Origin of the sequence: Rhizobium aouanii, assembly GCF_037002925.1 — a bacterium.
Lineage (GTDB): Bacteria > Pseudomonadota > Alphaproteobacteria > Rhizobiales > Rhizobiaceae > Rhizobium > Rhizobium aouanii.
Window position 1 is genome coordinate 65,134 of record NZ_JBAMYD010000013.1, and the last position, 22,973, is coordinate 88,106.

The following is a 22,973-nucleotide window of genomic DNA, read 5'->3' on the forward strand; positions in this document are numbered from 1 at the left end:
GTTCGGATCAATAGCTGCGTTCGATCAGGCCCTCGGGGCCGGAGCGATAATGGGTCAGGGTTCTGTCGGCATGTTTCAGGCGCCAGGAGAGCGCCTTCTGCGCATAGTCCCGCACGAGCGCGGCATAGGCCGGATCGTCGGCGAGATTGGTGAATTCGTTCGGATCATGCCGCAGATCGAAGAACAGCGGCGGCAGCGCTGCGAAATGAACGTATTTGTATCGCTCGTCCTGGATGACGCAGAGGCTGCAATCGTTCATGCCGAGGCCGAGGAAACTCTGCGGCTCGGAATAATAGACGTCGCGGAAGTCGTATTCGTAGTGCAATTCGGTGCGCCAATCCTGCGGCCGGCCCTCGCTCAGGAAGGGCAGCAGCGACAGGCCGTCACAGGCGTGCGGGATCTTTCCGCCGAGCCAGTCGAGTATGGTCGGCATGACGTCGATGCTCTCGGTGAAGCCGCTTTCGATCGCGCCAGCGCGCGCATTTTCGCCGGCGTCCTTGATGACGAGCGGAATGCGGAAGCTCGGATCGTTGTAGCCGATCTTGCCGAGCAGGTGATGATCGCCGAGCTGCTCGCCGTGGTCGCTGGTGAAGATGATCAGCGTATCGTCCCACTGTCCGGTCTCGTCGAGATAGTGAAAGACCCGGCCAAGGCAATCGTCGACCTCCGTGATCAGGCCGCAATAGGTCGCCCGCATCTGGCGCAGTTCCGCTTCGTCGAGCGTTGCGCCCGACCCTTCGGCGCCCTGGAAGAAGGAGCCGCGGCGGATGCTGTCGACATAGAATTTCATCAGCGGATGTTGTGCAGCCTCGGTATCCGGGTTGGCCGCGCGGATCGGCGCCGGCATGTCTTCCGGCCGGTACATGGCATGATAGGGAGCGGAGGCGACGAAGGGCGGATGCGGCCGGTAATAACCGAGATGCAGGAAGAAGGGCTTGCCGTCGCGGCCCTTGAGATAGGTCAGCGCCCGCTCGGTGAAGAAGGTCGAGTCCGAAAATTCCTTCGGAATGCGTGACGGACGGTCGGTGGCGCCGGCAACGGCGTCCTCGCCTTCGGGCAGCCAGATATCGGGACGATGCTCCGGCAGTTCGAAGCCGTTCTGTGCCACCCAGCCGAAATAGCCCTCCATATTGGGCTCGAAGGCACCAACCGGATGGAAGCCGTCCATCATGTCGCCGAGCACTCTGAAGCGCGGATCGTTTGGCGAAGCGGTGCGCGGATCCGGCACCGTCGTCGTATAGCCGATCAGCGCCGGATCGTAGCCGACGCCGCGCAACGCCTTGCCGAGGTTGAGGTGGCGCTGGTCGAGCGGCACCGTGTTCTGCACGGCGCGATGGTTCATCAGATAGAGGCCGGTGAGTAGGCTCGCACGGGCCGGGCCGCAGGGAACGCAGGTCGTCACATGGTTCCTGAAGGTCACGCCCTCGCGACAGAGCCGGTCGAGATGAGGTGTCTTCAGGAAATCGATTTTCCCGTCGGCACGCAGAACGTGCGGAACGAAATCGGCTCGCCATTGGTCAACGACGATGAGTAGAACGTTTTTCTTTCGCATGGAGCCCCCACTTGTGCGGGGCTGTTTGAACCGCGATTATTGCAGCGCGATGACCACTTTTTCAAAGTTCCGTGACATTGAACGGATCGTGGGTTTCTTCGTTTTTATTCCTGAAACGCCGCAAAACTGTAATATTTGCGACACAAAGCCGCTCAACGCACATGAGGCAAATTCCTCCGGCGCCCCGCTGTCGGTTTTCTCTATCTTGCGGCCCATGAAAGTTGCTTTCCCGCGCCAAAACAGCCGACGCTGCCTGATTGAATTTCCGGCGCGAGAAATTAGATCATCTCCATGAGTGGATCGCGAGCAGGTTCGGGGAAAGACTGGTTGACGGCGGGCAGGCTGGATCTGCCGGCGGGTGGTGGCGCGTTCACGATTTCCCGGCTGGCCGTCGGCCTATTCCTGGTTGATCAGGATCGGCACCGGATCGCGGTCGGCTCCGATCGCAAGCGGGTCGTGCCGCTGCGTGCCGGTGACGGCTGGATTCTGCCAGCCGGTTCATCAGGCACCTGCGAATATGACGATGCACTTTCGTTTCTGAGAGTGGATCTCTCGGATGCCTTGCTCGACGATGTCGGTTTCGAGAAAGCCGACTTCAATCCCGTCGTCGGTAGCCTCGATCCGCTGCTGGTTCAGTTCGTCCGTCACGCCGCCTCTCTGCGGGATGTGCCGCAATCCCTCTATCGCGATACGATGAACCTTGCGGTTGCAGCCCATCTGACGCAGCTTCTTTCGCCTGCCCCACTGTCATCCGTCGCCATCGAAGACAGGCGGCTGCGCCGGGCGCTGGCCTATATCCACGACAATCTCGCCGAGAATCTTTCTCTCGACGACATCGCTTCCGAGGCGGCGATGAGCCGGTTCCATTTCGTGCGCGCCTTCACCGCCGCCCTCGGCACGTCGCCGCTGCAATATGTCATCCGAGAGCGCGTGGAGCGCGCCAAAGTGCTGCTCAGCACCACGCGTGCCCCGGTCGCGGCCGTCGCCATCCGCGTGGGTTATGATGACGTTTCCCGTTTCGGCCGGCATTTCAGGCGCAGCACCGGGCTCACGCCCGCAGCGTTTCGCCGGCGATAGGGTTTTGGTCTAGAACAGCAAGAAATACACAGTAAACGCCAAGAATCGCTCGGGCGCCGGCGCGCCGATGCTGCGAAACTGCTCCTCGTACCTCATGAAACTGGCGATGACGGCGAGGAGACCTTCGATGAGACTATCGACCCTTTCTGCAATTGGAGCAGCCCTGCTCCATTCGACGGCCTTTGCGGCTGGCATCGAGACGCGTCCCGTCTCCTTCCAGAACGAGGGAGTGACGCTTGCCGGCACGCTCTATCTCCCGGCCGACTACAAGCCGGGCGAAAAGCGCCCCGGCGTTCTGGTGACTGGCGCCTGGACCTCGATCAAGGAGCAGATGTCCGGCCTTTACGCGGAGGAGATGGCCGAGCGCGGCTTCATTGCCCTCGCCTTCGATTTCCGCGGCTGGGGCCAGTCCGGCGGCAATATCCGCTTCAAGGAGGATCCGGCGGCCAAGACCGACGATATCGTAGCGGCGGCCGACTACATGACGACGCTGCCGGAAATCGACGCCGGCAAGATCGCCGGTCTCGGCATCTGCGCCTCCGCCGGTTATATGGCGGCGGCGGCTTCGGGCAATCCCGATTTCACCGCCATATCGCTGGTTGCGCCGTGGCTGCATGACAAGGCGATCGTCGAGCGGATCTATGGCGGTGCGGACGGTGTCTCCAGGCTGATCGCCATATCCCGCGAGGCTGAGGAAGCCGAGCGCAACGGCCAGCCCCGGATGATCGTTGCCGCAAGCGCCAATGACAGCACGGCGCTGATGTACCAGATCCCCTATTATACCGAGCCCACTCGCGGCCTCATCCCGCAATATGACAACAAGTTCAATCTCGCCTCCTGGGAGCCATGGCTGACCTATGACTCGGTTGCCACCGGTGACCGCCTCGACAAACCGACGCTGATCGTCCACTCGGAAGCGGCCGCCGTTCCGCAAGGCACACATGCCTTTTTGGCGCGCCTTCATGGTGATGCATCCGAGATCTGGCTCGACGGTGTTACGCAGTTCGATTTCTACGACAATCCCCAGCATGTCACGCGGGCGGCCGATGCCGCGGGTGCGCATTTCGAACGGATCAACAAAGGCACCTGATGCCTGAGAAGGAGATGACCATGAAAACCCTCGTCCTCACTGCGGCAGCCAGCATGCTGCTGGTCTCCTCCATCGTCAGGGCCGAACCGATCGGTGCCGACGACCGGGCGGCCATCATCGATACCATCACCGACATTGCCGCCGGCGCCGACCGCCGCCAGTGGGACCGCGTGCGCGGCGCCTTCGCCGACACGGTGACGCTGGATTATACCGGCCTCTGGGGTGGCGAGCCGAGCACCCAGCCGGCCGACGCCGTCATCCGGCAATGGTCTGCCTTCCTGCCGGGCTTCGATCGCACGCTGCATCTCGTCAGCAACCACGCCATCGTCGAAAGCGCCGGCTCGATTGCGGTGGCCGAGGCCGATTTCCAGGCCGTCCATCGGATCGGCGCGGAGAGCTGGGTGCTGATGGGACATTATCGATATCACCTCACCAAGATCGACGGCACCTGGAAAGTCTTCCGGCTGGTGATGACGCCCGCCCACGAGACCGGCAACCGGGCTCTGGTCAACCGGGCCGCGGAACGCGCCGGGCAGCCGGGCTGATCCGGCCTGTCGCTCTCATTCCAATATCAGCGTCAAGGAGATCCACATGCGCAGACCATCGCCCGTTCGCGCCCTGTTCGTTTCAGCCGCACTCTTTTCCGGAGGAACCGTCATGGCCGCAAGCCCGGAAGAAAACCGCAGGGTGATCGCCGATTATTACGCCGCCTACGGCACCGGCGACATGAGCCGCGTTACCGCCTTCTTCGCGGACGATATCGAGTGGCATATTCCCGGCCACCATCCGCTGGCCGGCGTCAAACGCGGCAAGGAAGAGGTGGCGGCCTTCTTCCAGCAGCTGGGCAAGGCCGGTTTCCGCGCCGAGCTGATCGCGCTGACGGCCGACGAGAACTGGGTGATCGACATGCATCGCGGCTGGTCGGGACGAGACGGCGTGGCCAATGTCGATACGGTCTGGGTACTCGCCTTCCGCATCGAGAACGGCAAGATCAAAGAGGCACGCAACTTCTCCTACGATCAGGCAGCCGCCGACACCTTCTTCTGGCAGGCCTATCCGCTGAAACCCTTGCCCGACCGGCTGCTCGACTGAGGTTATACCAAGCGGTCCGTCGAGGCGTCGAAGAGATGGACCTGGCCCGGATCGACCGACAGTCCGATCATGTCTCCAGCCTTGACCCTGTCGCGGCGCGTCTCGACGATCGTCAGTTCCGGCTGGGTGGCCGCGGCGATGAAGGTCGAGGAGCCGGTCGATTCGACGAAGGCGATCGGCACGTCGAAACTGCCATGCCCGGGCTCGACGACGCCGATATGTTCCGGCCGGATGCCGGCGACGAGCTTACGCCCGGGTTCGATGGCGCGTGATATCGCAAGCGTCTGTTTCACCGCGCCGAAATCCAGGATCAGGCTCTTTCCGTCTTCCGCGGCAATCGCGGGGATGAAATTCATCGCCGGCGAACCGATGAAACCGGCAACGAACCGGTTCGCCGGCCGGTCGTATAGGTCCAGCGGCGCGCCCTGCTGTTCGATGACGCCGTCGCGCATCACCACGACATGGTCGGCCATCGTCATCGCTTCGACCTGGTCGTGCGTGACGTAGACGAAGGTTGCGTGCAGCCGGTCGTGCAGCGACCGGATTTCCTTGCGCATGTGGACGCGCAACGCGGCATCGAGGTTGGACAGCGGCTCGTCGAACAGGAAGGCTTTCGGATGGCGGATGATGGCGCGGCTCATGGCGACGCGCTGGCGCTGACCGCCGGAAAGCTCGCGCGGATAGCGCTTCAGGAGATGCGAAAGACCTGTCGTCGCCGCCACGTCCTCGGCGGCCTTCTTGGCCTCGGCCTTGGCGATGCCGCGGATGCGCAGGCTGTAGGTCAGGTTCTCCTCGACCGTCATATGCGGATAGAGCGCATAGGACTGGAACACCATGGCGACGTCGCGCTTGCGCGGCGGCACGCCGTTCATCAATTCGCCGGCGATCCTGAGATCGCCCGACGAAATGCTTTCGAGGCCGGCAAGCGAGCGTAGCAGCGTGGACTTGCCGCAGCCGGACGGGCCGACGAGCGCAACGAAAGTGCCCTTGGCGATCGAGAGGTCGATATTCTTCAGGGCGTGGAAGGCGCCGTAATATTTGTTGACGCCTCTGAGCTCGATCTGTGTGGTCATTTGAGGGCTCCAGAGGTGAGGCCGGATACGATGCGGCGCTGCAAGAGAACGAAGATGGCGAGGATCGGCGTCACATACATCGTGGCGTAGGCCATGATGTTGTTCCACTCGTTGGTGTTCGGCCCCATGAAGGAATTGAGGCCGACGCTTGCCGGCTGAAGCTCGGCCGCCTGGATCATCGACTTCGAATAGACGAATTCGCCGAAGGCCTGCATGAAGATCAGGATGGCGCTGACGAGGATGCCGTTGCGAGCGAGCGGCAGCACGATGTTGAAAAAGGCGCCGACACGCGAATTGCCGTCGACGAGTGCCGCCTCCTCCAACTCCTGGGGAACGCTCATGAAGGTGGCGCGCACAAGGATGACGAAAAAGGGCATGCTCTTTGCCGCGACCGCGATGATGACAGCAAGGCGCGGCGTGGAAAGCAGGCCGATCTGCGAGAAGCCGACGAAGATCGGCGTGATCATCAGCGAGGCCGGCAGGACCTGCAGCATCAGGATCAGGAACAGGCCGATATCCACCCAGACGTTGCGGTACCTGGCAAGCACATAGGCGCAGCCGACGCCGAGCAGGGTGATCAGCGCCACGGAACCAAGAGCGATGACCAGCGAGTTCCAGAGATAGCGGCCCATGTTGCGGCTTTCCCAGACCGCGGCATAGGTGCCCCATTGCGGCGAGGTCGGCCAGAAGCTCGGCGGCGTCGCGAACATCTCCGAGCCGCTTTTCAGCGCGGTGATGTACATCCAGTAGAGCGGGAACAGATAGATCGCCGCCATGACGATCGATATCGCGAGCATCAGCCGGTCGCGGTTCGTCGTATTCATCCGCGCACCTCGTGGCGTGTGGACCGGACATAGACGACGGACGCGAACATGACGAAGACGATCATGATGACGGAGATCGTCGCGCCCTTGGCGAAGTCGTATTGGCGGAAGGAGAGATCCCAGGCCCAGTATTGCGTGACGTTCGACGAGTTGTTCGGCCCGCCCGACGTGATCGCGGCGAAAAGATCGAACTGCTGCAGCGTGAAGATCAGGCCGAGCGCGATGATGGCGCCGATGGTCGAACGCATCATCGGCAGCGTGATCGTCCAGAAGCGTTGCCAGACATTGGCGCCGTCGAGTTCGGCCGCCTCAAAGAGATCGGCCGGAATGCCGGCGAGGCCGACGGAAAGCAGGATCATGTTGAACGAGGTGCCGAGCCAGACATTGGCGATGATGACGGCATAGAGCGAATAATGCGGATCCGAGCGCCAGAAGATGTTGCCGGAGATGATGCCGCTTTCCTTGAGAATGAAATTCAACACGCCGAAATCGCCGGAGAGAATCCAGTTCCAGATGGCGCCGACGACGAGACCGGGCATCACCCAGGAGACCAGGAACAGGCCGCGCATCCATGAGGCGCCGGGAAAATTGACCCAGAAGAACAGCGCCAGGCCGAAGCCGATCAGGAACTGGCCGGCGATGGAGCCAACAACGAAGATGACGGTGTTGTAGAGGATCGGCAGCGTTTCCGGCTGTGCGAAGAGGTCGGTATAATTCTTGAAGCCGACGAAGGGACGCGAGAAGGTGCCGAGGCTGAACATGTCGACCTCCTGGAAGCTCATCACGACATTGTAGATCAGCGGCAGCCCCGCCATCAGAAACAGAAAGCCGAGCGGGAAAGCGACCAGCACGATATCGAAACCGCGGCCGTCCCTGACGCTCATCAGGATCCTCTTCATGGGTCCTCCGATTCTCCGAACGGGGCCGCCTGGCGCATGATGCGGAAGACGGCCCCTGCCGGGAGGAAATGGTTGGATGGCTGTTGAGCCATCGGTGGATCCCCTTCTCCCCAGCGGGGGAGAAGGTGGCGGCAGCCGTATGAGGGGCGGCGAATTCGGCGTCTGCTGTTCTTCACTTGCGTTCAGAACATTCGCCGCTGTCGCTCCTCATCCCCCTCATCTGCACTTTGGGTATCTTTGCCTGGGTCGAGCCACCGGTCTCGCCCCGTCCTTCGGACCCCCGCTGGGGAGAAGATGGAGCGAGCGCTGGCTCGACGCCAACTAGCCAAGCACAGCCTTGATCTTATCCGCGGCCTGATCGAGCGCGTCTTTCGGGCTCATCTGGCCGGTCAGTGCTGCCTGAATAGCGTCCTGTATCGCCTTGGAGATCTTCGGCCATTGCGGATGCGGGCCGCGCGGCTTGGCGTATTTCAGCTGTTCGAGGAAGACCTTGAGGGCGGCATCCTTCAGAGGCTGGCCGGTCTCGGGGATCGAGATGTCGGAACGGGCCGGAAGCTGGCCGAAATTCTTGAACATCTTGTCGTCCTGCGAGGCGAAAAATTCGAGCGCCTTGAAGGCTTCGGCCGGATGTTTGCTGGTGGCGAAGATCGCCCAGTTGAAGTCACCCATGGCCGAAGAGCGTTCAGCGCCTTCCTTGGGAACCGGAAGCAATGTGACGCCCCAGTCGAACTTCGCTTCCTGGCTCATGCGGTCGAGTTCCCAGGGACCCGAGATCGCCATTGCCGCATTGCCGGAGTTGAAGGTGCCGGTCGAATCCCACTGGCCGCGCGTCAGCGTGTCGGGGGAAGCGAGCTTCTCGTCCATGATCGTCTTCCAGACCTCGAGCGCCTTCACCGCGCCCTCGGCATTGATATTTTCATAGCCGCCGCCACCCATCTGAGCCCAGGGAAGGAACTGGAACGTGCCCTCCTCATTGGCCTTGGCCGAGAAGGCGAGACCGTAGACGTTCTTGGCGGGGTCAGTCAGCTTGCGCGCATCCTCGACGAGCTCGTCCCAGGTCTGCGGTGGCTTGTTCGGGTCGAGGCCCTTCGCCTTGAACATGTCCTTGTTGTAGTAGAGCGCGATCGTGTTCGTCGCCTTCGGCACGCCAAAATACTTGCCGTCCCACTCCACGGATTTCAGCGGTCCGGGGAAATAGTTTGCCGGCTTGATGACCGTCGACTTGGAGATCATGTCGGTGAGGTCGAGGAAGGCGCCGCGCGACGAGAACAGCGCATGCTCCGGATTGTCGACGGCGATGATGTCGGGCGCCTGGCCGGTCGCATAGGCGCGCATGGCCTCGGTGACGACGTCGTCGAACTGGATCAGCCGGTATTCGATCTTGATGCCGTTGTTCTGGGCGTTGAACTCCTTGACGAGGTTCGGCGCCGGCTGGATGTCCCTGTCCAGCGACCAGAGCGTCAGCGTGACGTCTTCGGCCCTGGCCGAAAGGCCGGTGAGCGAGATGCCTGCGAGCGCCAGAGCGCCCAGAATTGCATATTTTCGGATAGCCATGATTCTCCTCCTTTGTGGTTATCCCCGTTTCCGGCAATTCCTCCTTGCCGGCCACGATATCATCAGACCGGATCGACGACGAATTCGCCGCCCCGGGCATGCTTGAGGTGGTTGAGCGCATAGACCTGGCCGGTCATTTCAAGCGCGTCGCGATAGACCGGGTCGTGCCAGCCTTCGATATCGATGGAGCCCGACCAGCCGGCAAGGCGCAGCTCGGAAATGATGTCGGTCCAGTTGCTGTCGCCGAAGCCCGGCGTGCGCATGAAGACGAACTTCTCCTTGCCGAAGATGCCGTGTTCCTTGATGACCTCCCAGCGGATGGTCGCGTCCTTGCCGTGGACGTGGAAGAACTTGTGCGCCCATTTGCGGATCTGCGGCAAAGGGTCGATCAGATAGACCATCTGATGGCACGGTTCCCACTCCAGCCCGATATTATCGTCAGGCGTCTCGTTGAAGATCAGTTCCCAGGCATCGGGATTGTGGGCGATGTTCCAGTCGCCGCTTGCCCAGTTGCCGTCCATGGCGCAATTCTCGAAGGCAATCTTGACGCCCTTGTCGGCAGCGCGTTTGGCAAGCCCGCTCCAGATCTGCTTGTAGCGAGGCAGGCTGTCGGTCAGCGGCTTGCCGCGGATGCGGCCGGTGAAGCCGGCAACGCAGGTGGCGCCGAAGTGATGGGCATTGTCGATGCAGTCCTTCCAGCCCTGCAGCGTCTCCAGGTCGATCGCGGTCTCTTCCAGCGGATTGCCGAACATGCCGAGCGTCGAGATGGTGATGTCGCGGTCGCCGATTGCATCGAGGCAGCGCTTGCCGAGCTCAGCAAGGTCCTGGCCCTTGGTCGTCTGCCAGAAGAAGGGTTCGAAGCTTTCGAAGCCCAAGTCGGCGATCTCGCCGATGCGGGTGGCGGCATCGCCCTTGTTGCCGCTGACCATGGTGCCGATACGAATGGATTTTGCAGGGTTGCTCACGTCACGTCATCCTATGCTGAAATTTCGACGCGCCTGCCCGTCTTGGCGCTTTCGATCGCGCCGAAGACCATGGCAAGGCTTCGGATATTGTCGGAATTGACCGTCTCGGGCCGTTTGCCGGTGCCGATCGCCGCGATGAAGTCGGCGATGACGCTGGCGTGGCCATTGGTCTCCTCGTCATGTTCCGGACCGGGAACGTTTACGGCAGCAGCGCCGCGTAGAAGGCCGGGCTCTTCGCCGGCAATGGTCGCCTTGAAATTCTCTTCGCCATCCCAGGTGAGCATTCCCTTCGAGCCGACGAGGCGCCACTGGCTTTCCCAGCTGGTGCGCTCGCCCTCGGCGCACCAGGAGCCGCGATAGGTGAAGACGATGTCGTCGGAAAATTCGAAGATGGCATTGGCCGAGGCGCCGTGCCTGTACCAGGAACCTTTCGGATTGCGCTCGACGCAATAGACGGCGAGCGGCTTCCTGCCGGCGACGTAGCGGGCCGCATCGAAGGTGTGGATCGCCATGTCGAGAAGCAGGACATTGTCCATCTCTTCGCGGAAGCCGCCGAAATGCGGCGCGATGAAGAAGTCGCAATGGATGCCGGTGAGTTCGCCGATCGCGCCGCTTTCGACGAAGCGGCGAAGGCGCCTGACGCCTGTTATGAAGCGGCGGTTCTGGATGACGGCGTGGATGCGACCGGTCTCGGCGGCAAGATCGATCAGCGCAGCACCCTCGGCAAGCGAGGCCGCCATCGGCTTTTCGCTGAGCACATGGCAGCCGGCCTTAAGTGCGGTGGAAACGACGTCGTATCTCGCGGCCGGAATGACGATGTCGAAGACCAGGTCGGCCTTTGTGGCCGCGATGACGTCGGACAGGTCCGAACCGATGACGGCACCGTCAAGGCCGAACTCCGCGGCAAGCTTTTCCGCCGTCTCCCGGTTCAGGTCGACGAGGCCGACGATGGTGATGGAGTCGGCCAGGAGGGGGTTGGAAGCGATGGCTCGCAACCAACCTTTGGACATAGCTCCGCATCCGCACAGAATGGCACTGAATTTCACGATTTCCTCCAGGGGAATGGTGTCAACTCTCCTCGTGACACGCACTCCGTAAACGTTTACGACTGTATGCGGAAACATTTTACCGTGTCAATAGAGGCGAAATGCGAAATTGCAGACTGAAACAAAATCGCAGCCGACGAAGGGGATTCGCCAGCTTGCCGAACACTTGAATATCTCGATCGGCACGGTCTCCCGCGCGCTGAACGGCAAGCCCGATGTCAATCAGGAAACCCGCCGGCGGGTGCTGGCGGCGGCCGAGGAACTCGGCTATGTCGCCAACCAGTCTGGGCGGAGCCTGAGGCAGGGGGAGACGAAGGTCATCGGATTGATGATCGAATCCAGCAAGGAGACGGTCGAGAACGCCGACAACTTCTTCCTCGGCGTCACCAGCGGCTTGCAGAGCGTCTTTGCCCGACACAAGCTCGATCTCATCATGTTGCCCTGCCCGAGCGACGAGGACCCGCACGAATATCTGAAGCGGATGGTGGCGCGGCGCATCGTCGATGCGATGATCATCTCGGACACGCAGCGCGTCGACCGGCGCATCGATTTTCTGTCGCGGGCAAAGATTCCCTTCGTCGCGCTCGGCCGCAGCCTTTCGGCCGGCAATTTTCCCTGGATCGATCTCGATTTCGAGGGCGTGGCCGACCATGCCGTCAAGCGGCTGATCGCGCTGGGCCACCGCCGGATCGCGATCACCGCGCCGTCGAGCGAAGCCAACCTCGGCTATCTCTTTATCGACAGCTATCGCCGGGCGCTCGAGCGGCACGACATTCCGTTCGACCCGTCCCTCGTCATCCGCGTCAGGTCGAGCGAACAGGGCGGCTATCAGGCGGCCCATGAGCTGCTGCTGCTCGAAGAGCGGCCGACGGCGGTGATCCTGATCTACGAGCTGATGGCGATCGGCCTTTACCGCCGCCTGATGGAATCGGGCGTCATGCCCGGCCGCGACCTTGCGGTGATCGGCTTCCGCGATGCACCGCGCGCACGGTTCCTGCAGCCGTCGCTGAGCTGCTTCCGCATCTCGCTCTACGATCTCGGCGTCGCGCTCGGCCGGATGCTTCTCGCCACCATGCCGGCTTATCGGCAGTTCTATCCGGGAGGCGACCGCAACATCATCTGGCCCCTCGAACTGATGGCGGGCGAAAGCGACGCGTTCGATGTGGGGGCCATGGTCTGAGACCGGCAGGTCGGGTATATTTCCTCTTGATGTAATTTGGATGGTTTCGATGAAAATATCCTTCATGACCGGCGCAGCCTTCAACCGGAATCCGAGCAAGGCAAAGAAGGAAGCGAGCGAGCGGCCGCTGGTGATCACAGATCGCGGCGAAGCGGCTTATGTCCTTGTCAGCTATGCTGAATTTCGGGTGAACTGGACGCCGAAGACGCTGTTTGAGGCATTGCGCGATCCCTCCGCGGATGAAAGGGAATTCGAACCCGCGCGGCTGGGCTTCGACAACAGGACCGTCGAATTCTGACGGTTAAAGGCATCGTCTTGCCCCGCGAGGATTGCCCGTAGCGTCTTACGCACTGGCGGCGAAAAACCGGTTCTCCGGCCGCGGCAATCCAAGATGTTCGCGCAGCGTTGTGCCCTGATATTCGTTGCGGAACAGGCCGCGGCGCTGCAGCTCGGGAACCAGCCGTTCGGTGACGTCGAGGAGACCCTGCGGTAGATAGGGAAAGACGACGTTGAAACCGTCCGAACCCTCCTCGTCAAGCCAGCGCTCCATCTCGTCGGCGATGCTGGCCGGCGTGCCGACGAAGGCAAGGCCGGCATAACCGCCATAACGCTGCGCCAGCTGGCGCACCGTCAGATTTTCCTCCGCCGCAAGCTTCAGTACCTGGGCGCGGCCGGTCTTGCTGGCATTGGTGTCGGGAATGTCTGATGGCAGCGGTGCGTCGGGATCGAAGTCGGACGCGTCATGGCCGAGCGCGATCGAAAGCGAAGCGATGGCGCTGTCGTAATGCACCAGACTATCGAGCGTGGCGCGTTTGGCGCGTGCCTCGTCGATGCTGTCGCCGACGATGATGAAGGCGGCGGGCAGGATCTTCAGATGGTCACGGTTGCGGCCGATGGCTTCCATGCGACCCTTGATATCGGCATAGAGCGCCTTGCCGGCGGCCAGATCGCGCGGCGAACAGAAGACCATTTCGGCGGTCTCCGCGGCAAGCTGGCGGCCGGGGTCAGACTGGCCGGCCTGGACGATGACGGGCCAACCCTGCGGCGGCCGGGCGATATTGAGCGGTCCGCGGACGCTGAGTTCTTCGCCCTTGTGGCCGAGCACATGCATCTTGCCCGGATCGAAGAACAGGCCGCTTTCCCGGTCGCGGATGAAGGCGTCGTCAGCGAAACTATCCCAGAGGCCGGTCACGACATCGTAGAACTCCCGCGCCCGGTGATAGCGTTCGCCGTGCTCCATGTGTTCGTCCAGCCCGAAGTTGAGCGCGGCGTCGGGGTTGGACGTCGTGACGATGTTCCAGCCGGCGCGGCCGCCGCTAATATGGTCGAGCGAGGCGAAACGCCGGGCAATGTGATAGGGCTCGTCGAAGGTGGTGGACGCGGTCGCGACGAGGCCGATACGCTCCGTCACCGCCGCAAGCGCCGACAGCAGCGTGAAGGGTTCGAAGGAGGTCACGGTGTGGCTGCGCCTGAGCGCCTCGACCGGCATGTTGAGCACGGCAAGATGATCGGCCATGAAGAAGGCGTCGAATTTCGCCCGTTCCAGCGCCTGCGCGAAGGACTTCAGATGGGCGAAATTGAAATTGGCGTCGCGATAGGAACCGGGATAGCGCCAGGCGCCGGTATGCAGGCTGACGGGACGCATGAAGGCGCCGAGGCGCAACTGCCGTGGGGTCATGACTTTCCTCATGGATCGGGCAAGGCGGCCGCCTGCCCCGCATCGGATATCGGTTACGTAGGTGGTCGCCGAAATCAAATCGAGGCCGGCTGCGATAATTTCCGGCGGGAATTTCATTTCCTCTCAGGTTGCGTGTCGTGTGAACGCGGCACGGTTTGCTCAGGCGAATGCGCGCAGGGCAGAAAAATATCTCGCCCGGCTTGCGCATTTGAATTTAATATCCGTCGCAATGATCTTTTCGCTTCGAATATAGTCGTGCGATCTGTTCACCGATCAGGAGGGGTCATGACCGTACCATCTATCTCCAGGCGCACGCTGATGAAGGGCACCGCCCTGCTCCTTGCCTCGACGGCGCTCGCCCGGCAGGCGCTCGCGCAGACCGCGCAGACGAACCCGGGCGGCGGCCGGCTGATCGTTGCGGCCGATTCCGAGCCGAAGAACCTCAATCCTGCCATCGTCGCCTCGAACGGCGTCTTCTTCGTCGCAAGCAAGGTGATCGAGCCGCTCGCCGAAGCGTCGTTCGACGGCAAGGACGGGCTTTCACCACGCCTCGCCACCTCCTGGGAGGGCTCGGATGACGGCCTCTCGGTCACCTTCAAACTGCGCGACGGCGTCACCTGGCACGACGGCAAGCCGTTCACCTCGGTCGATGTCGCCTTCTCCGCGCTCAACATTTGGAAGCCGCTGCAGAATCTGGGCCGCCTGGTTTTCGCCAATCTCGAAGCCGTCGATACGCCCGATGATTACACCGCCATCTTCCGCTTCTCCAAGCCGACGCCGTTCCAGCTGATCCGCAACGCGCTGCCTGTTGTCACCAGCGTCGTTGCCAAGCATATTTTCGACGGCACCGATATCGCCACCAATCCTGCCAACAATACGCTGATCGGCACAGGGCCCTTCAAGTTCGCCGAACACAAGCCCGGCGAATATTACCGGCTGACGCGCAACGAGAATTACTGGGACAAGGAGCAGCCGAAACTCGACGAGATCATCTTCCGCGTGCTGCCCGATCGCGAGGCTGCGGGCGCGGCACTCGAAGCAGACGAAATCCAGCTTGCCGCCTTCTCGGCCGTGCCGCTGGCCGATCTCGACCGCATTTCGAAAGTCGCCGGCATCAAGGTGATTTCGAAGGGCTATGAGGCCCTGACCTACCAGCTCGTCGTCGAGATCAATCACCGCCGCAAGGAACTGGCCGATCTCAGGGTCCGCCAGGCGATTGCCCAGGCGATCGACAAGAAATTCGTGGTCGACACGATCTTCCTCGGCTACGCCGCCGCTTCGACCGGCCCGGTGCCGAAGAATGCGCCGCAGTTTTATACGCCGGATGTCGCGGCCTATGATTTCAATCCGGCTGCCGCCAATGACATTCTTGACAAGGCCGGCTACAAGCAAGGCCCCGACGGCAACCGCTTCACGCTGAAGCTTCGCCCCGCGCCCTATTTCAACGAGACCCGGCAGTTCGGCGATTATCTTCGCCAGGCGCTCGCGGTGATCGGCATCAACGCGGAGATCGTCAATGCCGATGCGGCCGCGCACCAGAAGGCTGTTTATACCGACCACGACTTCGACCTCGCCGTCGGTCCGCCGGTCTTCCGTGGTGATCCGGCGATCTCCACCACCATTCTCGTCCAGTCCGGGACGCCAGCCGGCGTGCCCTTCTCCAATCAGGGCGGCTACGTCAATCCGGAGCTCGACAAGATCATCAAGCAGGCCTCGGAGACTGTCGACACGGCGGCGCGCACCGATCTGTACCGCAAGTTCCAGCAGCTCGTCGTCGCCGATCTGCCGCTGATCAACGTCGCGGAATGGGGTTTCATCACCGTCGCACGCGACAGCGTGCTCAACGTCTCGGACAATCCGCGCTGGGCCGTCTCGAACTGGGGCGATACGGCGCTGCAATCGTGATAGGATCGGCGGCAATTCTCTTCCAGAGGCCCTGTCCGGCGTGAGACGTGCAATCATCCTCCTGAGGCGCAGGGCGATCAGCAGCATTCCAGTGCTGCTGATCGTGGTGATCTTCACCTTTTTCCTGCTTGAATCCGCCTCGGGCGATGCTGTCGACGCCTATCTCGGCTCGATTGGCGGCGGCGATGCCGCACTTAGGCAGTCGCTGCGCGAGAGCTACGGCCTCGACCAATCGATGTTCGCGCGCCTCTGGCTCTACCTTTCCTCACTCGCACGCTTCGATCTCGGCTGGTCGGTCGCCTTCGGCCGGCCGGTTGGTGCGCTCATTGCCGAACGCCTGCCCAATACGCTGCTGCTGATGGGCAGCGCGACGGCGCTATCCTTCGGCCTCGGCTCAGCGCTCGGCATCCTTGCCGGAGCGCGGCCGGGCGGTCTGCGCGACCGGCTGCTGTCGATCGGCTCGCTGATCGTCTATGCCATTCCGAGCTTCTGGCTCGGACTGGTGCTGAGCATCGCCTTTTCGGTGAAGCTGCGCTGGTTTCCGATCGCCGGCGTCGAGACGATCGCTTCTGGCAAGACAGGATTTTCGCGCGCGCTCGATATCGCCGATCACCTCGTTCTGCCGGTCGGTGCGCTCGCGCTGATCTATCTCGCTCTGTTCCTGCGGGTGATGCGCAGCGGCATGGCCGAGGCATGGAAGCTCGATTTCGTGCTCTTTGCCCGGGCCAAGGGTCTGTCGCGGAGCCGGATCGTGCTGCGCCATGTCGCGCGCAACGCGCTGCTGCCGCTCGTCACCATGCTCGGGCTGCAGTCGGCGGCCATGCTCGGCGGCAGCGTGGTGATCGAGAGCATCTTTGCAATCCCGGGCTTCGGGCGGCTGGCGCAGGAGGCGGTCAACGGCCGTGACGCGCCGTTGTTGATGGGCATCATCGTCACCAGCGCCGTCCTGGTCATCTCGGTCAATTTCCTCGTCGATCTCGTCTATGCCGCACTCGACCCACGCATCGGCGCATCGGAGGGCGGCGCATGAGCTGGCTGTGGCGACTGCTGCGCAAGCCGGAAGGTGCGGCAGGATTTGCGATCCTTCTCGTCCTGCTTGTGGCCGGGCTGCTCGCTCCCGTTATTTCGCCGGGCGATCCGCTGAAAATTGCCGGCCGCGCCCTGCTGGCGCCGTTCACCGATCCGGGATTTCCGCTCGGCACCGACCGTCTCGGCCGCGACGTGCTGGCGGGCCTGCTCTATGGTGCCAGAACCTCGCTTGCCGTTGGCCTGGCGGCGGCGTTTGCGGCCATGGTGCTTGGGCTCTGCGTCGGCCTTGCGGCCGGTTTTGCCGGCGGGCTCGTCGACGAGGCGCTGATGCGCGTGGTCGACGCCTTCCAGATCATGCCGGCTTTCCTGCTCGCTCTCGCTTTCGTCAGCACCATCGGCGTCTCGACCCCGGTTGTCGTCCTTGCCATCGCACTCGGCACCTGGGCCGATCCGGCGCGGTTGACGAGAGCGCAGGTGCTTGCGATCCGCGAGCAGGATTATGTCGCCTCGGCAAGGGTGATCGGCATGCATCCGGCCGAGATCGCCTTCCGGGAAATCCTGCCGAACGCGCTGCCGCCGGTGCTGGCGCTTTCGGCCACCATCGTCGCCGGTGCGATCCTCACCGAGGCAGCGCTTTCCTTCGTGGGTCTCGGCAATCCCAATATCGCCACCTGGGGTTCGATGATCGCAGAGGGCCGCAGCGTGTTGCGTTCGGCACCCTATCTCTCGGTCATACCGGGTGCGGCACTCGCCGTGACCGTACTCGGCGTCCATCTCTTCAGCGAGGGTCTGAGCAGGGCGCTTGGCGATCATGGCATGAGGGCGGCATGAGCGGGATTTTTTTGAGCCTGCGACAGCTTTCGGTCACCTATGGGCGCGGCAGCAGCGGTGCAGCCGCGCTAGACCATATCGATCTTGATATCGTCGCCGGCGAAAGGTTGGCGATCATCGGCGAAAGCGGCTCCGGCAAGAGCACGCTTGCCCGAGCGCTTACCGGTCTGCTGCCGGAGGGAACGAAGGTCGGCGGCGAGATGCTTTGGCCCGGCCTTGGTCATCGGCCTCGCCCAGGCCGCGATTTCGGCTTCGTCTTCCAGGATCCAGGCTCCAGCCTCAATCCCGTCCTGACGATCGGCGAGCAGATCGCCGAGGGCGCCAGGCGCCATCTCGGCCTCAGCTGGAGACAGGCCTATGCCAGGGCCGAGGAATTGCTTGAGCGGGTACGGATACCGCAGCCCGACAAGGCGATGCGGTCCTTTCCGCATCAGCTCTCCGGCGGCCAGCGCCAGCGCGTGGCGATCGCCGCAGCCATTGCCGCGAGGCCTGCGCTGCTGATCGCCGACGAGGCGACCAGTGCGCTCGATGTCGTTGTCCAGGGCGAGATCGTCCGCCTGCTCGACGGGCTGGTGCGCGAGGATGGCATGACGCTGCTCTTCATCACCCACGACATCGCGCTGGCCTCCGGCTTCGTCGATCGCATCGCCGTTTTCCGCAATGCGAGGCTGGTCGAGGCAGGCCCCGTCCGTTCGGTGCTTTCGGCGCCCAAGAGTGACTACACCGCCGCCCTGATCGCCAGCCATCGCGACCTCGCGACGCCGCCGCTGATCGCGGAGGTGCCGTCATGAAGGACAGGCTGCTTTCCATCGAAAACCTGTCGAAAGGTTTTTCGTCTGTGGGACGCCGGATTGCTGCTCTCGAGAATGTGTCGCTCACCATCGCGGCCGGGGAAACGCTCGGCCTCGTCGGCGCCTCCGGCAGCGGGAAATCGACGCTGTCGCGCATCCTGCTGCGGCTTGTTGCTGCCGATATCGGCTCGATTCGGTTCGAGGGAGAGGATTGGCTCGCGCTGAACGGCGCGCCTTTGCGCCGCCGACGGGCGCGTATGCAGATGGTGTTTCAGGATCCGCTCGCCGCCTTCAATCCGCTGGCGAGCGTTGGTGCAGTGCTCGACGATCCGCTTCGCATCCATGGCGTTGTCGCGAAAGATCGACGTCCTGGCGAGATCGCCAAGCTGCTGGAGCGTGTCGGCCTCACCGCAGATCATGCCGCCCGCCCGGTGCGGGCACTCTCCGGCGGCCAGCGGCAGCGCGTGGCGATTGCGCGGGCGATTGCGACACGGCCCTCGCTGCTGGTGCTCGACGAGGCGGTCTCGGCGCTCGATGTGACCGTGCGTGGCAGGATCCTGGAGCTTCTGGTCGGTCTGCAGAAAGAACAGGGCATTGCCTGTCTGTTCATTTCGCACGATCTTGCCGTGGTGCGCGCCGTCTCCCACCGCATCGCCGTTATGGATGGCGGACGGATCGTCGAGACCGGCCCGGCAGCGGCGGTCGTTGCCGCGCCGCAATCGGAGGCCGCCCGCGCACTCGTTGCCGCCGTCCCCCGTCTCGTGACCGATCCCTGCTGAAGGAAGTATCCATGTTCGATCTTGGTTGGAATCCCTTGCATGGCGTGCCCTCCTATCCCGCGGAGCGCTACGCCGTCCTTGCCGACAGGATCGGCGGTATCTTGCACAGCCGCAACGACATAGTGCTGGTGCAGGCCGAAGCGGTGGTGGCGCTGGAGGCGGCGGCGGTCAGCCTTGCGCGCCCCGGCCTGACTGCACTCAATATCATAACCAGCCCCTATGGCGGCTGGTTCGGGCAATGGCTGCGGCGGGGTGGCGCGACGGTAGAGGATGTTGTCGCCGAGCCGGGCCTGCCGATCGAGATCGATGCGATGGCGAAAGCGCTCGACGCCGGTCCCCGGATCGATGTGCTCGCCCTCGTTCACGCGGAGTCCGCGAGCGGCATTCTGAACCCCCTGCCCGAGATACTGGCGCTTGCCCGGGCTCGCGACATCGTCACCGTCGTCGATGCGGTCGCCTCGGTCGGCGGCCATCAGCTCGACGTCGACGATCTCGGCATCGACATCGCGGTGATCGGGCCACAGAAGGCGCTCGGTGGCCCGGCCGGCGTGTCCGCAATTTCGGTCAGCGGCGGCGCCTGGGATCTGATCCTCAGAGACGGCGCCCCGCGCGATTCGATCTTGTCTTTGGCCGATCTGAAGAGCTGGATCGACGGCGGCCGGCGTAGCCTGCCGGGAACACCGGCGCCGCTGGAATTCTTCGCGCTGGAGACGGCGCTCGACCGGATCGAGGCCGAGGGCATGGAGAATATCGTCGCCCGTCATGCGCTTGCGGCATCGGCGACACGGGCGGGGCTTGCCGCACTCGGAGCCCCGGCCTGGGTGCCGGCATGCAAGGCGTCGAACCTGATGACGGCCGTGCCGGTGCCGCAGACGCTGGAGCCTGCCGCGCTGATCGCAACCGCCGGACAGATCGGGGTCGAGATGAGCGAAGGCGTCGGAACCGCGCCGGCCCGTCTCGTGCGGCTGAACCATACTGGGCCGCGCGCCGCATTCCAGACGGTGCTCTCGAATGTCGTGGCGTATGGTGCGGCCCTCAGGCAGGCCGGCCATTCCGCTGACATAGCAGCCGCTTCGGAGGCGATATCCGCAGCCTACCGCTCCTGAGAGGATGCTCTCAGGAGAGGGAAAGCGGCATCGGCGATCCGCTTTCAGGGCGCCGTTGCCTACGCCGTCTGCCGGGTGCGCCAGCTGTCGGCATAGGCTTCGCGCGCATCGCGCGCGTAAGGAACCGGCGCGACCTTGACGCGGATCTCAAGCTGCCTGTGACGTTCGACGGTGGTCTTGCGGGTTCCGCCGTCCGGCTCGCCCCAGACGAGGGTCAGCACGTCGCCGACCTCTACGTCAGGCTCGACAGTACCGAGCGAAAGCATGGTGCGTTCGTTGTGGCTGTAGCCTGAGAACATCGACAGGCCGATCGTCCGGCCGTTCTTCACTACCATGTCGTAGTTGGACGAAGCATAGTTGGATAGCGGCAGGTCGATATATTTGTAGTTATCGGCAGAGGGGTCGACCAGCGACTGGAAGACTTTGGCGACATCGTCCTGGTTCCAGGCAAATGTCACCTTCTTGCGATGCGGCTTGTCGGCAATCTTTTCGAGCGCCGCGCGGCCGATGAAGTCGTGGTCGAACTTGACGAACGGGCCATAGCCGAGTTCGTACGGGGTCAGATAATAGTCCTCGATATTGTCGGAGACGAAGCTGCCGCCGATCGAGCCGGTCGCTTCATAGCTGTCGGCGCCCAGCCATTCGCGGAAGGGTTTCATGCGCTCGTCGGTGTACACTGCCGGCAGCGGCGCCGGAATCCAGCCGGATTCCAGCGTGTTGGTCGCATAGGCACGGGCACCGACCTGGCGCAGGCCGAATTCTTCACCCGCTTCCAGGATGACGTTGCGGATCTCGTCACCTTCTTCATAGGGTCCGAAAATCTCGAGGCCGGGGGCGCCTGACATGCCGTGGCGCAGCGTGCGCACGCGGCGCCCGCCGATGTTCATCGTATCCATGTTGAAGAACTTGACATCGGCGAGCGGTCCGCCGTTGACCTTTTCGAGGATCTTCCAGGCGTTCGGTCCCTGTATCTGGTAGCGATACCGCCGGCGCACGACCGGTTTGCCGCCGGGGCGCGATGGTGACCGGTCGTCGCGGTCGAGCTTCACGTCGTAGCCGCCGGTCTGCCCGTGGAACTCTACCCAGTTGATCGTCGGTGCGCGGCCGACGATGAGATACTGGCTTTCGGCCAGATGGAAAAGAATGACATCGCCGATGACGTGGCCGCTATGGCTGACCGGCACGAACTGCTTGGCGCGATTGACCGGGAAATTGGCAAAGCTGTTGATGCCGAGATGCGAGATGAGCTTCAGCGCATCCGGCCCCTCGATCATCAGTTCGGCCATATGGTGCGACTGGTCGAAGAGCACGGCGGTTTCGCGCCAGGCGCGCTGCTCGTCGCGCCAATTGCTGAATTCCGGCGGTACGACGGGATAGATATAGGCGCCGATCTGCGAATTGCGGAGCATATCCACCGTGTTGCCGGCGGCATTCAGCTTCTGCTCGAGGCTCTGTTTCGTCATGATATTCCTCCCACTGAAAAGATGCTTGTCGAGGCCTTGCAGCCGGTTTCAGTCAGCGATCCACCTGCTGCTCTGCCCAGCGGATGGATTGGGCCGGATCGCCGAAGGTGAAGAAATGCACGCCGCTGATGCCGAGATCCGGTTCGGCGGCCTGTGCTGCGGCAATCTCCATCAGCAACTCTTCCGGTGTTTCGCCCGAAAGTACGTTGCGGGCGATCTCGCTTCTTTCGCGCAGCGCCCGCAAGGATGCGCCGACGCCGCAGCGAAGCGCGTATTTGAGAAGCTTTGTGCGGCTGGCCGGCCCGGCGATGCCGACGCTCAGCGGCGCCGTCACGCCCCGTTCGCGAAGCCGCCTTGCAAAGTTCAGGAGCGGTTTCGGATCGAACAGGAACTGGCTCACCAATAACACATCGAGCCCCGCACGTGCAGCCGCATCAACCTTTGCCGTCAGTGCCGCATCGAGGATGGCGCCGGCGATGCGGGGATGCCCTTCCGGGTAGCAGGCGATGGCGATCCGGCCGATGCCATATGCCTGGAAGAGCCCTGTTTCGATCAGGTCCAGGCTGGAGCCGAAGGCGCCGGCGGCATCGTCCCGATCACCGCCGAGGACGAGCGCATGGCGGACACCAGCCTCCTCGGAAAGCCGAGCAAGCATGGTGTCGAGTTCCAGGCAGTTCCGGATGTTGCGGGCAACGATGTGGGGAACCGGTACGAAGCCGGCATCTCTCAGCCCCGCCGAGGCCCTTACCAGAAGGCCGATATCTTCCTTCGGAAGATGGGCGACGAAAACCTCGCAACCCTGCGGCAGGGTCGCCGTCATGCTGTCCAGCGACTGGAGGTCGCGCGACGTCACCTCGATGGAATAATGCGAGAGAAGATCGGCAAGAGGCGCCTTCTCCCGGCTCTCGCTTTGCGGCGCAATCATCATGGGCCTCTCTCCTCATCATGCTGAAATTTTATGTGTCCAAGCTGTATACAATGATAAGCCGAAAATTGTGCTGCCAGCAAGTGACATAACGAATGTCGCGGAAAAATACTA

23 protein-coding genes are annotated in these 22,973 nt (G+C 62.8%); 12 read left to right on the top strand and 11 right to left on the bottom strand.

Translation table 11 applies throughout. From position 1 onward, the window contains the following. Positions 1-7: 7 nt before the first annotated feature. A complete protein-coding gene (gene pehA / locus V8P77_RS22370; protein WP_335914304.1) occupies positions 8-1,552 on the bottom strand; it encodes a phosphoric/sulfuric ester hydrolase PehA in 1,545 nt (514 codons plus the stop codon). A 36-nt stretch (positions 1,553-1,588) separates the two neighbouring features. Beyond that, a complete protein-coding gene (locus V8P77_RS22375) occupies positions 1,589-1,768 on the bottom strand; it encodes a hypothetical protein (RefSeq protein WP_335914305.1) in 180 nt (59 codons plus the stop codon). A 75-nt stretch (positions 1,769-1,843) separates the two neighbouring features. Here V8P77_RS22375 and V8P77_RS22380 point away from each other — a divergent pair, with 75 nt between their 5' ends. From V8P77_RS22380 to V8P77_RS22395, 4 genes are all read left to right on the top strand, one after another. Continuing rightward, positions 1,844-2,629, top strand: a complete 786-nt coding sequence (locus V8P77_RS22380; protein ID WP_335914306.1) for a helix-turn-helix domain-containing protein — start codon at positions 1,844-1,846, stop codon at positions 2,627-2,629. Between the two features lie 127 nt (positions 2,630-2,756). Beyond that, entirely contained in the window at positions 2,757-3,719 is a 963-nt protein-coding gene (locus tag V8P77_RS22385) for an alpha/beta hydrolase (RefSeq protein ID WP_335914307.1), read from the top strand. Positions 3,720-3,739: 20 nt separating this feature from the next. After that, positions 3,740-4,264 carry a nuclear transport factor 2 family protein gene (locus V8P77_RS22390; RefSeq protein WP_335914309.1) on the top strand — a complete coding sequence of 175 codons (525 nt, stop codon included), beginning with the start codon at positions 3,740-3,742 and terminating at the stop codon, positions 4,262-4,264. A 46-nt stretch (positions 4,265-4,310) separates the two neighbouring features. Continuing rightward, a complete protein-coding gene (locus V8P77_RS22395; RefSeq protein WP_335914310.1) occupies positions 4,311-4,811 on the top strand; it encodes a nuclear transport factor 2 family protein in 501 nt (166 codons plus the stop codon). A gap of 2 nt (positions 4,812-4,813) precedes the next feature. Here V8P77_RS22395 and V8P77_RS22400 read toward each other — a convergent pair whose 3' ends face one another. The 6 genes from V8P77_RS22400 to V8P77_RS22425 all read right to left on the bottom strand — a co-directional run bounded on the left by V8P77_RS22400 (position 4,814) and on the right by V8P77_RS22425 (position 11,172). Continuing rightward, entirely contained in the window at positions 4,814-5,884 is a 1,071-nt protein-coding gene (locus V8P77_RS22400) for an ABC transporter ATP-binding protein (RefSeq protein ID WP_335914311.1), read from the bottom strand. Further along, entirely contained in the window at positions 5,881-6,708 is an 828-nt protein-coding gene (locus V8P77_RS22405; RefSeq protein WP_020047677.1) for a carbohydrate ABC transporter permease, read from the bottom strand. The genes V8P77_RS22400 and V8P77_RS22405 overlap by 4 nt, the downstream gene beginning before the upstream one ends. Then, positions 6,705-7,607, bottom strand: coding sequence for a carbohydrate ABC transporter permease (locus tag V8P77_RS22410; RefSeq protein ID WP_028743425.1), 903 nt, complete (start codon positions 7,605-7,607; stop codon positions 6,705-6,707). Before V8P77_RS22410 ends, V8P77_RS22405 begins: the two co-directional genes overlap by 4 nt. A gap of 321 nt (positions 7,608-7,928) precedes the next feature. Further along, positions 7,929-9,161 carry an ABC transporter substrate-binding protein gene (locus tag V8P77_RS22415; RefSeq protein ID WP_335914314.1) on the bottom strand — a complete coding sequence of 411 codons (1,233 nt, stop codon included), beginning with the start codon at positions 9,159-9,161 and terminating at the stop codon, positions 7,929-7,931. A 62-nt stretch (positions 9,162-9,223) separates the two neighbouring features. After that, entirely contained in the window at positions 9,224-10,126 is a 903-nt protein-coding gene (locus V8P77_RS22420) for a sugar phosphate isomerase/epimerase family protein (RefSeq protein ID WP_335914315.1), read from the bottom strand. Between the two features lie 11 nt (positions 10,127-10,137). Continuing rightward, entirely contained in the window at positions 10,138-11,172 is a 1,035-nt protein-coding gene (locus V8P77_RS22425; RefSeq protein WP_335914316.1) for a Gfo/Idh/MocA family protein, read from the bottom strand. Between the two features lie 109 nt (positions 11,173-11,281). On the opposite strand from V8P77_RS22425, the gene V8P77_RS22430 reads away from it, so the two are divergent. Continuing rightward, a complete protein-coding gene (locus tag V8P77_RS22430; protein ID WP_335914317.1) occupies positions 11,282-12,352 on the top strand; it encodes a substrate-binding domain-containing protein in 1,071 nt (356 codons plus the stop codon). A 49-nt stretch (positions 12,353-12,401) separates the two neighbouring features. Continuing rightward, a complete protein-coding gene (locus V8P77_RS22435) occupies positions 12,402-12,650 on the top strand; it encodes a type II toxin-antitoxin system Phd/YefM family antitoxin (protein ID WP_335914318.1) in 249 nt (82 codons plus the stop codon). A gap of 45 nt (positions 12,651-12,695) precedes the next feature. Here V8P77_RS22435 and V8P77_RS22440 read toward each other — a convergent pair whose 3' ends face one another. After that, positions 12,696-14,030 (bottom strand): LLM class flavin-dependent oxidoreductase, encoded by a 1,335-nt coding sequence (locus V8P77_RS22440; RefSeq protein ID WP_335914319.1) that lies wholly within the window; start codon positions 14,028-14,030, stop codon positions 12,696-12,698. Positions 14,031-14,315: 285 nt separating this feature from the next. Between V8P77_RS22440 and V8P77_RS22445 the strand changes: the two genes are divergently transcribed. The 6 genes from V8P77_RS22445 to V8P77_RS22470 are packed head-to-tail and all read left to right on the top strand — an operon-like array spanning position 14,316 to position 20,471. Further along, a complete protein-coding gene (locus V8P77_RS22445) occupies positions 14,316-15,935 on the top strand; it encodes an ABC transporter substrate-binding protein (RefSeq protein ID WP_335914320.1) in 1,620 nt (539 codons plus the stop codon). A 40-nt stretch (positions 15,936-15,975) separates the two neighbouring features. After that, complete coding sequence (locus tag V8P77_RS22450; protein ID WP_027667117.1) at positions 15,976-16,965, top strand: ABC transporter permease; 990 nt, start codon at positions 15,976-15,978, stop codon at positions 16,963-16,965. Continuing rightward, positions 16,962-17,795 (top strand): ABC transporter permease, encoded by an 834-nt coding sequence (locus V8P77_RS22455; protein WP_335914321.1) that lies wholly within the window; start codon positions 16,962-16,964, stop codon positions 17,793-17,795. Before V8P77_RS22450 ends, V8P77_RS22455 begins: the two co-directional genes overlap by 4 nt. Next, on the top strand, positions 17,792-18,586 hold the full coding sequence (locus V8P77_RS22460; protein WP_335914322.1) for an ABC transporter ATP-binding protein: 795 nt from the start codon (positions 17,792-17,794) through the stop codon (positions 18,584-18,586). The genes V8P77_RS22455 and V8P77_RS22460 overlap by 4 nt, the downstream gene beginning before the upstream one ends. Continuing rightward, a complete protein-coding gene (locus V8P77_RS22465; RefSeq protein WP_335914323.1) occupies positions 18,583-19,365 on the top strand; it encodes an ABC transporter ATP-binding protein in 783 nt (260 codons plus the stop codon). The genes V8P77_RS22460 and V8P77_RS22465 overlap by 4 nt, the downstream gene beginning before the upstream one ends. A gap of 11 nt (positions 19,366-19,376) precedes the next feature. Further along, entirely contained in the window at positions 19,377-20,471 is a 1,095-nt protein-coding gene (locus tag V8P77_RS22470; RefSeq protein ID WP_335914324.1) for an aminotransferase class V-fold PLP-dependent enzyme, read from the top strand. 59 nt (positions 20,472-20,530) lie between these two features. On the opposite strand, the gene ligM is transcribed toward V8P77_RS22470, so the two are convergent. Next, on the bottom strand, positions 20,531-21,934 hold the full coding sequence (gene ligM, locus V8P77_RS22475; RefSeq protein ID WP_335914325.1) for a vanillate/3-O-methylgallate O-demethylase: 1,404 nt from the start codon (positions 21,932-21,934) through the stop codon (positions 20,531-20,533). A gap of 52 nt (positions 21,935-21,986) precedes the next feature. Then, positions 21,987-22,862 (bottom strand): methylenetetrahydrofolate reductase, encoded by an 876-nt coding sequence (locus V8P77_RS22480; protein ID WP_335914326.1) that lies wholly within the window; start codon positions 22,860-22,862, stop codon positions 21,987-21,989. Positions 22,863-22,973 lie beyond the last annotated feature (111 nt).

Coding starts and splice junctions, on each gene's coding strand:
- V8P77_RS22395 (WP_335914310.1), top strand. CDS start 4,311: ATGCGCAGACCATCGCCCGTTCGCGCCCTGTTCGTTTCAGCCGCACTC.
- V8P77_RS22435 (WP_335914318.1), top strand. CDS start 12,402: ATGAAAATATCCTTCATGACCGGCGCAGCCTTCAACCGGAATCCGAGC.
- V8P77_RS22375 (WP_335914305.1), bottom strand. CDS start 1,768: ATGGGCCGCAAGATAGAGAAAACCGACAGCGGGGCGCCGGAGGAATTT.
- V8P77_RS22390 (WP_335914309.1), top strand. CDS start 3,740: ATGAAAACCCTCGTCCTCACTGCGGCAGCCAGCATGCTGCTGGTCTCC.
- V8P77_RS22380 (WP_335914306.1), top strand. CDS start 1,844: ATGAGTGGATCGCGAGCAGGTTCGGGGAAAGACTGGTTGACGGCGGGC.
- V8P77_RS22440 (WP_335914319.1), bottom strand. CDS start 14,030: ATGACCCCACGGCAGTTGCGCCTCGGCGCCTTCATGCGTCCCGTCAGC.
- V8P77_RS22385 (WP_335914307.1), top strand. CDS start 2,757: ATGAGACTATCGACCCTTTCTGCAATTGGAGCAGCCCTGCTCCATTCG.
- V8P77_RS22460 (WP_335914322.1), top strand. CDS start 17,792: ATGAGCGGGATTTTTTTGAGCCTGCGACAGCTTTCGGTCACCTATGGG.
- V8P77_RS22410 (WP_028743425.1), bottom strand. CDS start 7,607: ATGAAGAGGATCCTGATGAGCGTCAGGGACGGCCGCGGTTTCGATATC.
- pehA (WP_335914304.1), bottom strand. CDS start 1,552: ATGCGAAAGAAAAACGTTCTACTCATCGTCGTTGACCAATGGCGAGCC.
- V8P77_RS22400 (WP_335914311.1), bottom strand. CDS start 5,884: ATGACCACACAGATCGAGCTCAGAGGCGTCAACAAATATTACGGCGCC.
- V8P77_RS22480 (WP_335914326.1), bottom strand. CDS start 22,862: ATGATGATTGCGCCGCAAAGCGAGAGCCGGGAGAAGGCGCCTCTTGCC.
- V8P77_RS22470 (WP_335914324.1), top strand. CDS start 19,377: ATGTTCGATCTTGGTTGGAATCCCTTGCATGGCGTGCCCTCCTATCCC.
- V8P77_RS22405 (WP_020047677.1), bottom strand. CDS start 6,708: ATGAATACGACGAACCGCGACCGGCTGATGCTCGCGATATCGATCGTC.
- V8P77_RS22455 (WP_335914321.1), top strand. CDS start 16,962: ATGAGCTGGCTGTGGCGACTGCTGCGCAAGCCGGAAGGTGCGGCAGGA.
- V8P77_RS22465 (WP_335914323.1), top strand. CDS start 18,583: ATGAAGGACAGGCTGCTTTCCATCGAAAACCTGTCGAAAGGTTTTTCG.
- V8P77_RS22445 (WP_335914320.1), top strand. CDS start 14,316: ATGACCGTACCATCTATCTCCAGGCGCACGCTGATGAAGGGCACCGCC.
- V8P77_RS22415 (WP_335914314.1), bottom strand. CDS start 9,161: ATGGCTATCCGAAAATATGCAATTCTGGGCGCTCTGGCGCTCGCAGGC.
- ligM (WP_335914325.1), bottom strand. CDS start 21,934: ATGACGAAACAGAGCCTCGAGCAGAAGCTGAATGCCGCCGGCAACACG.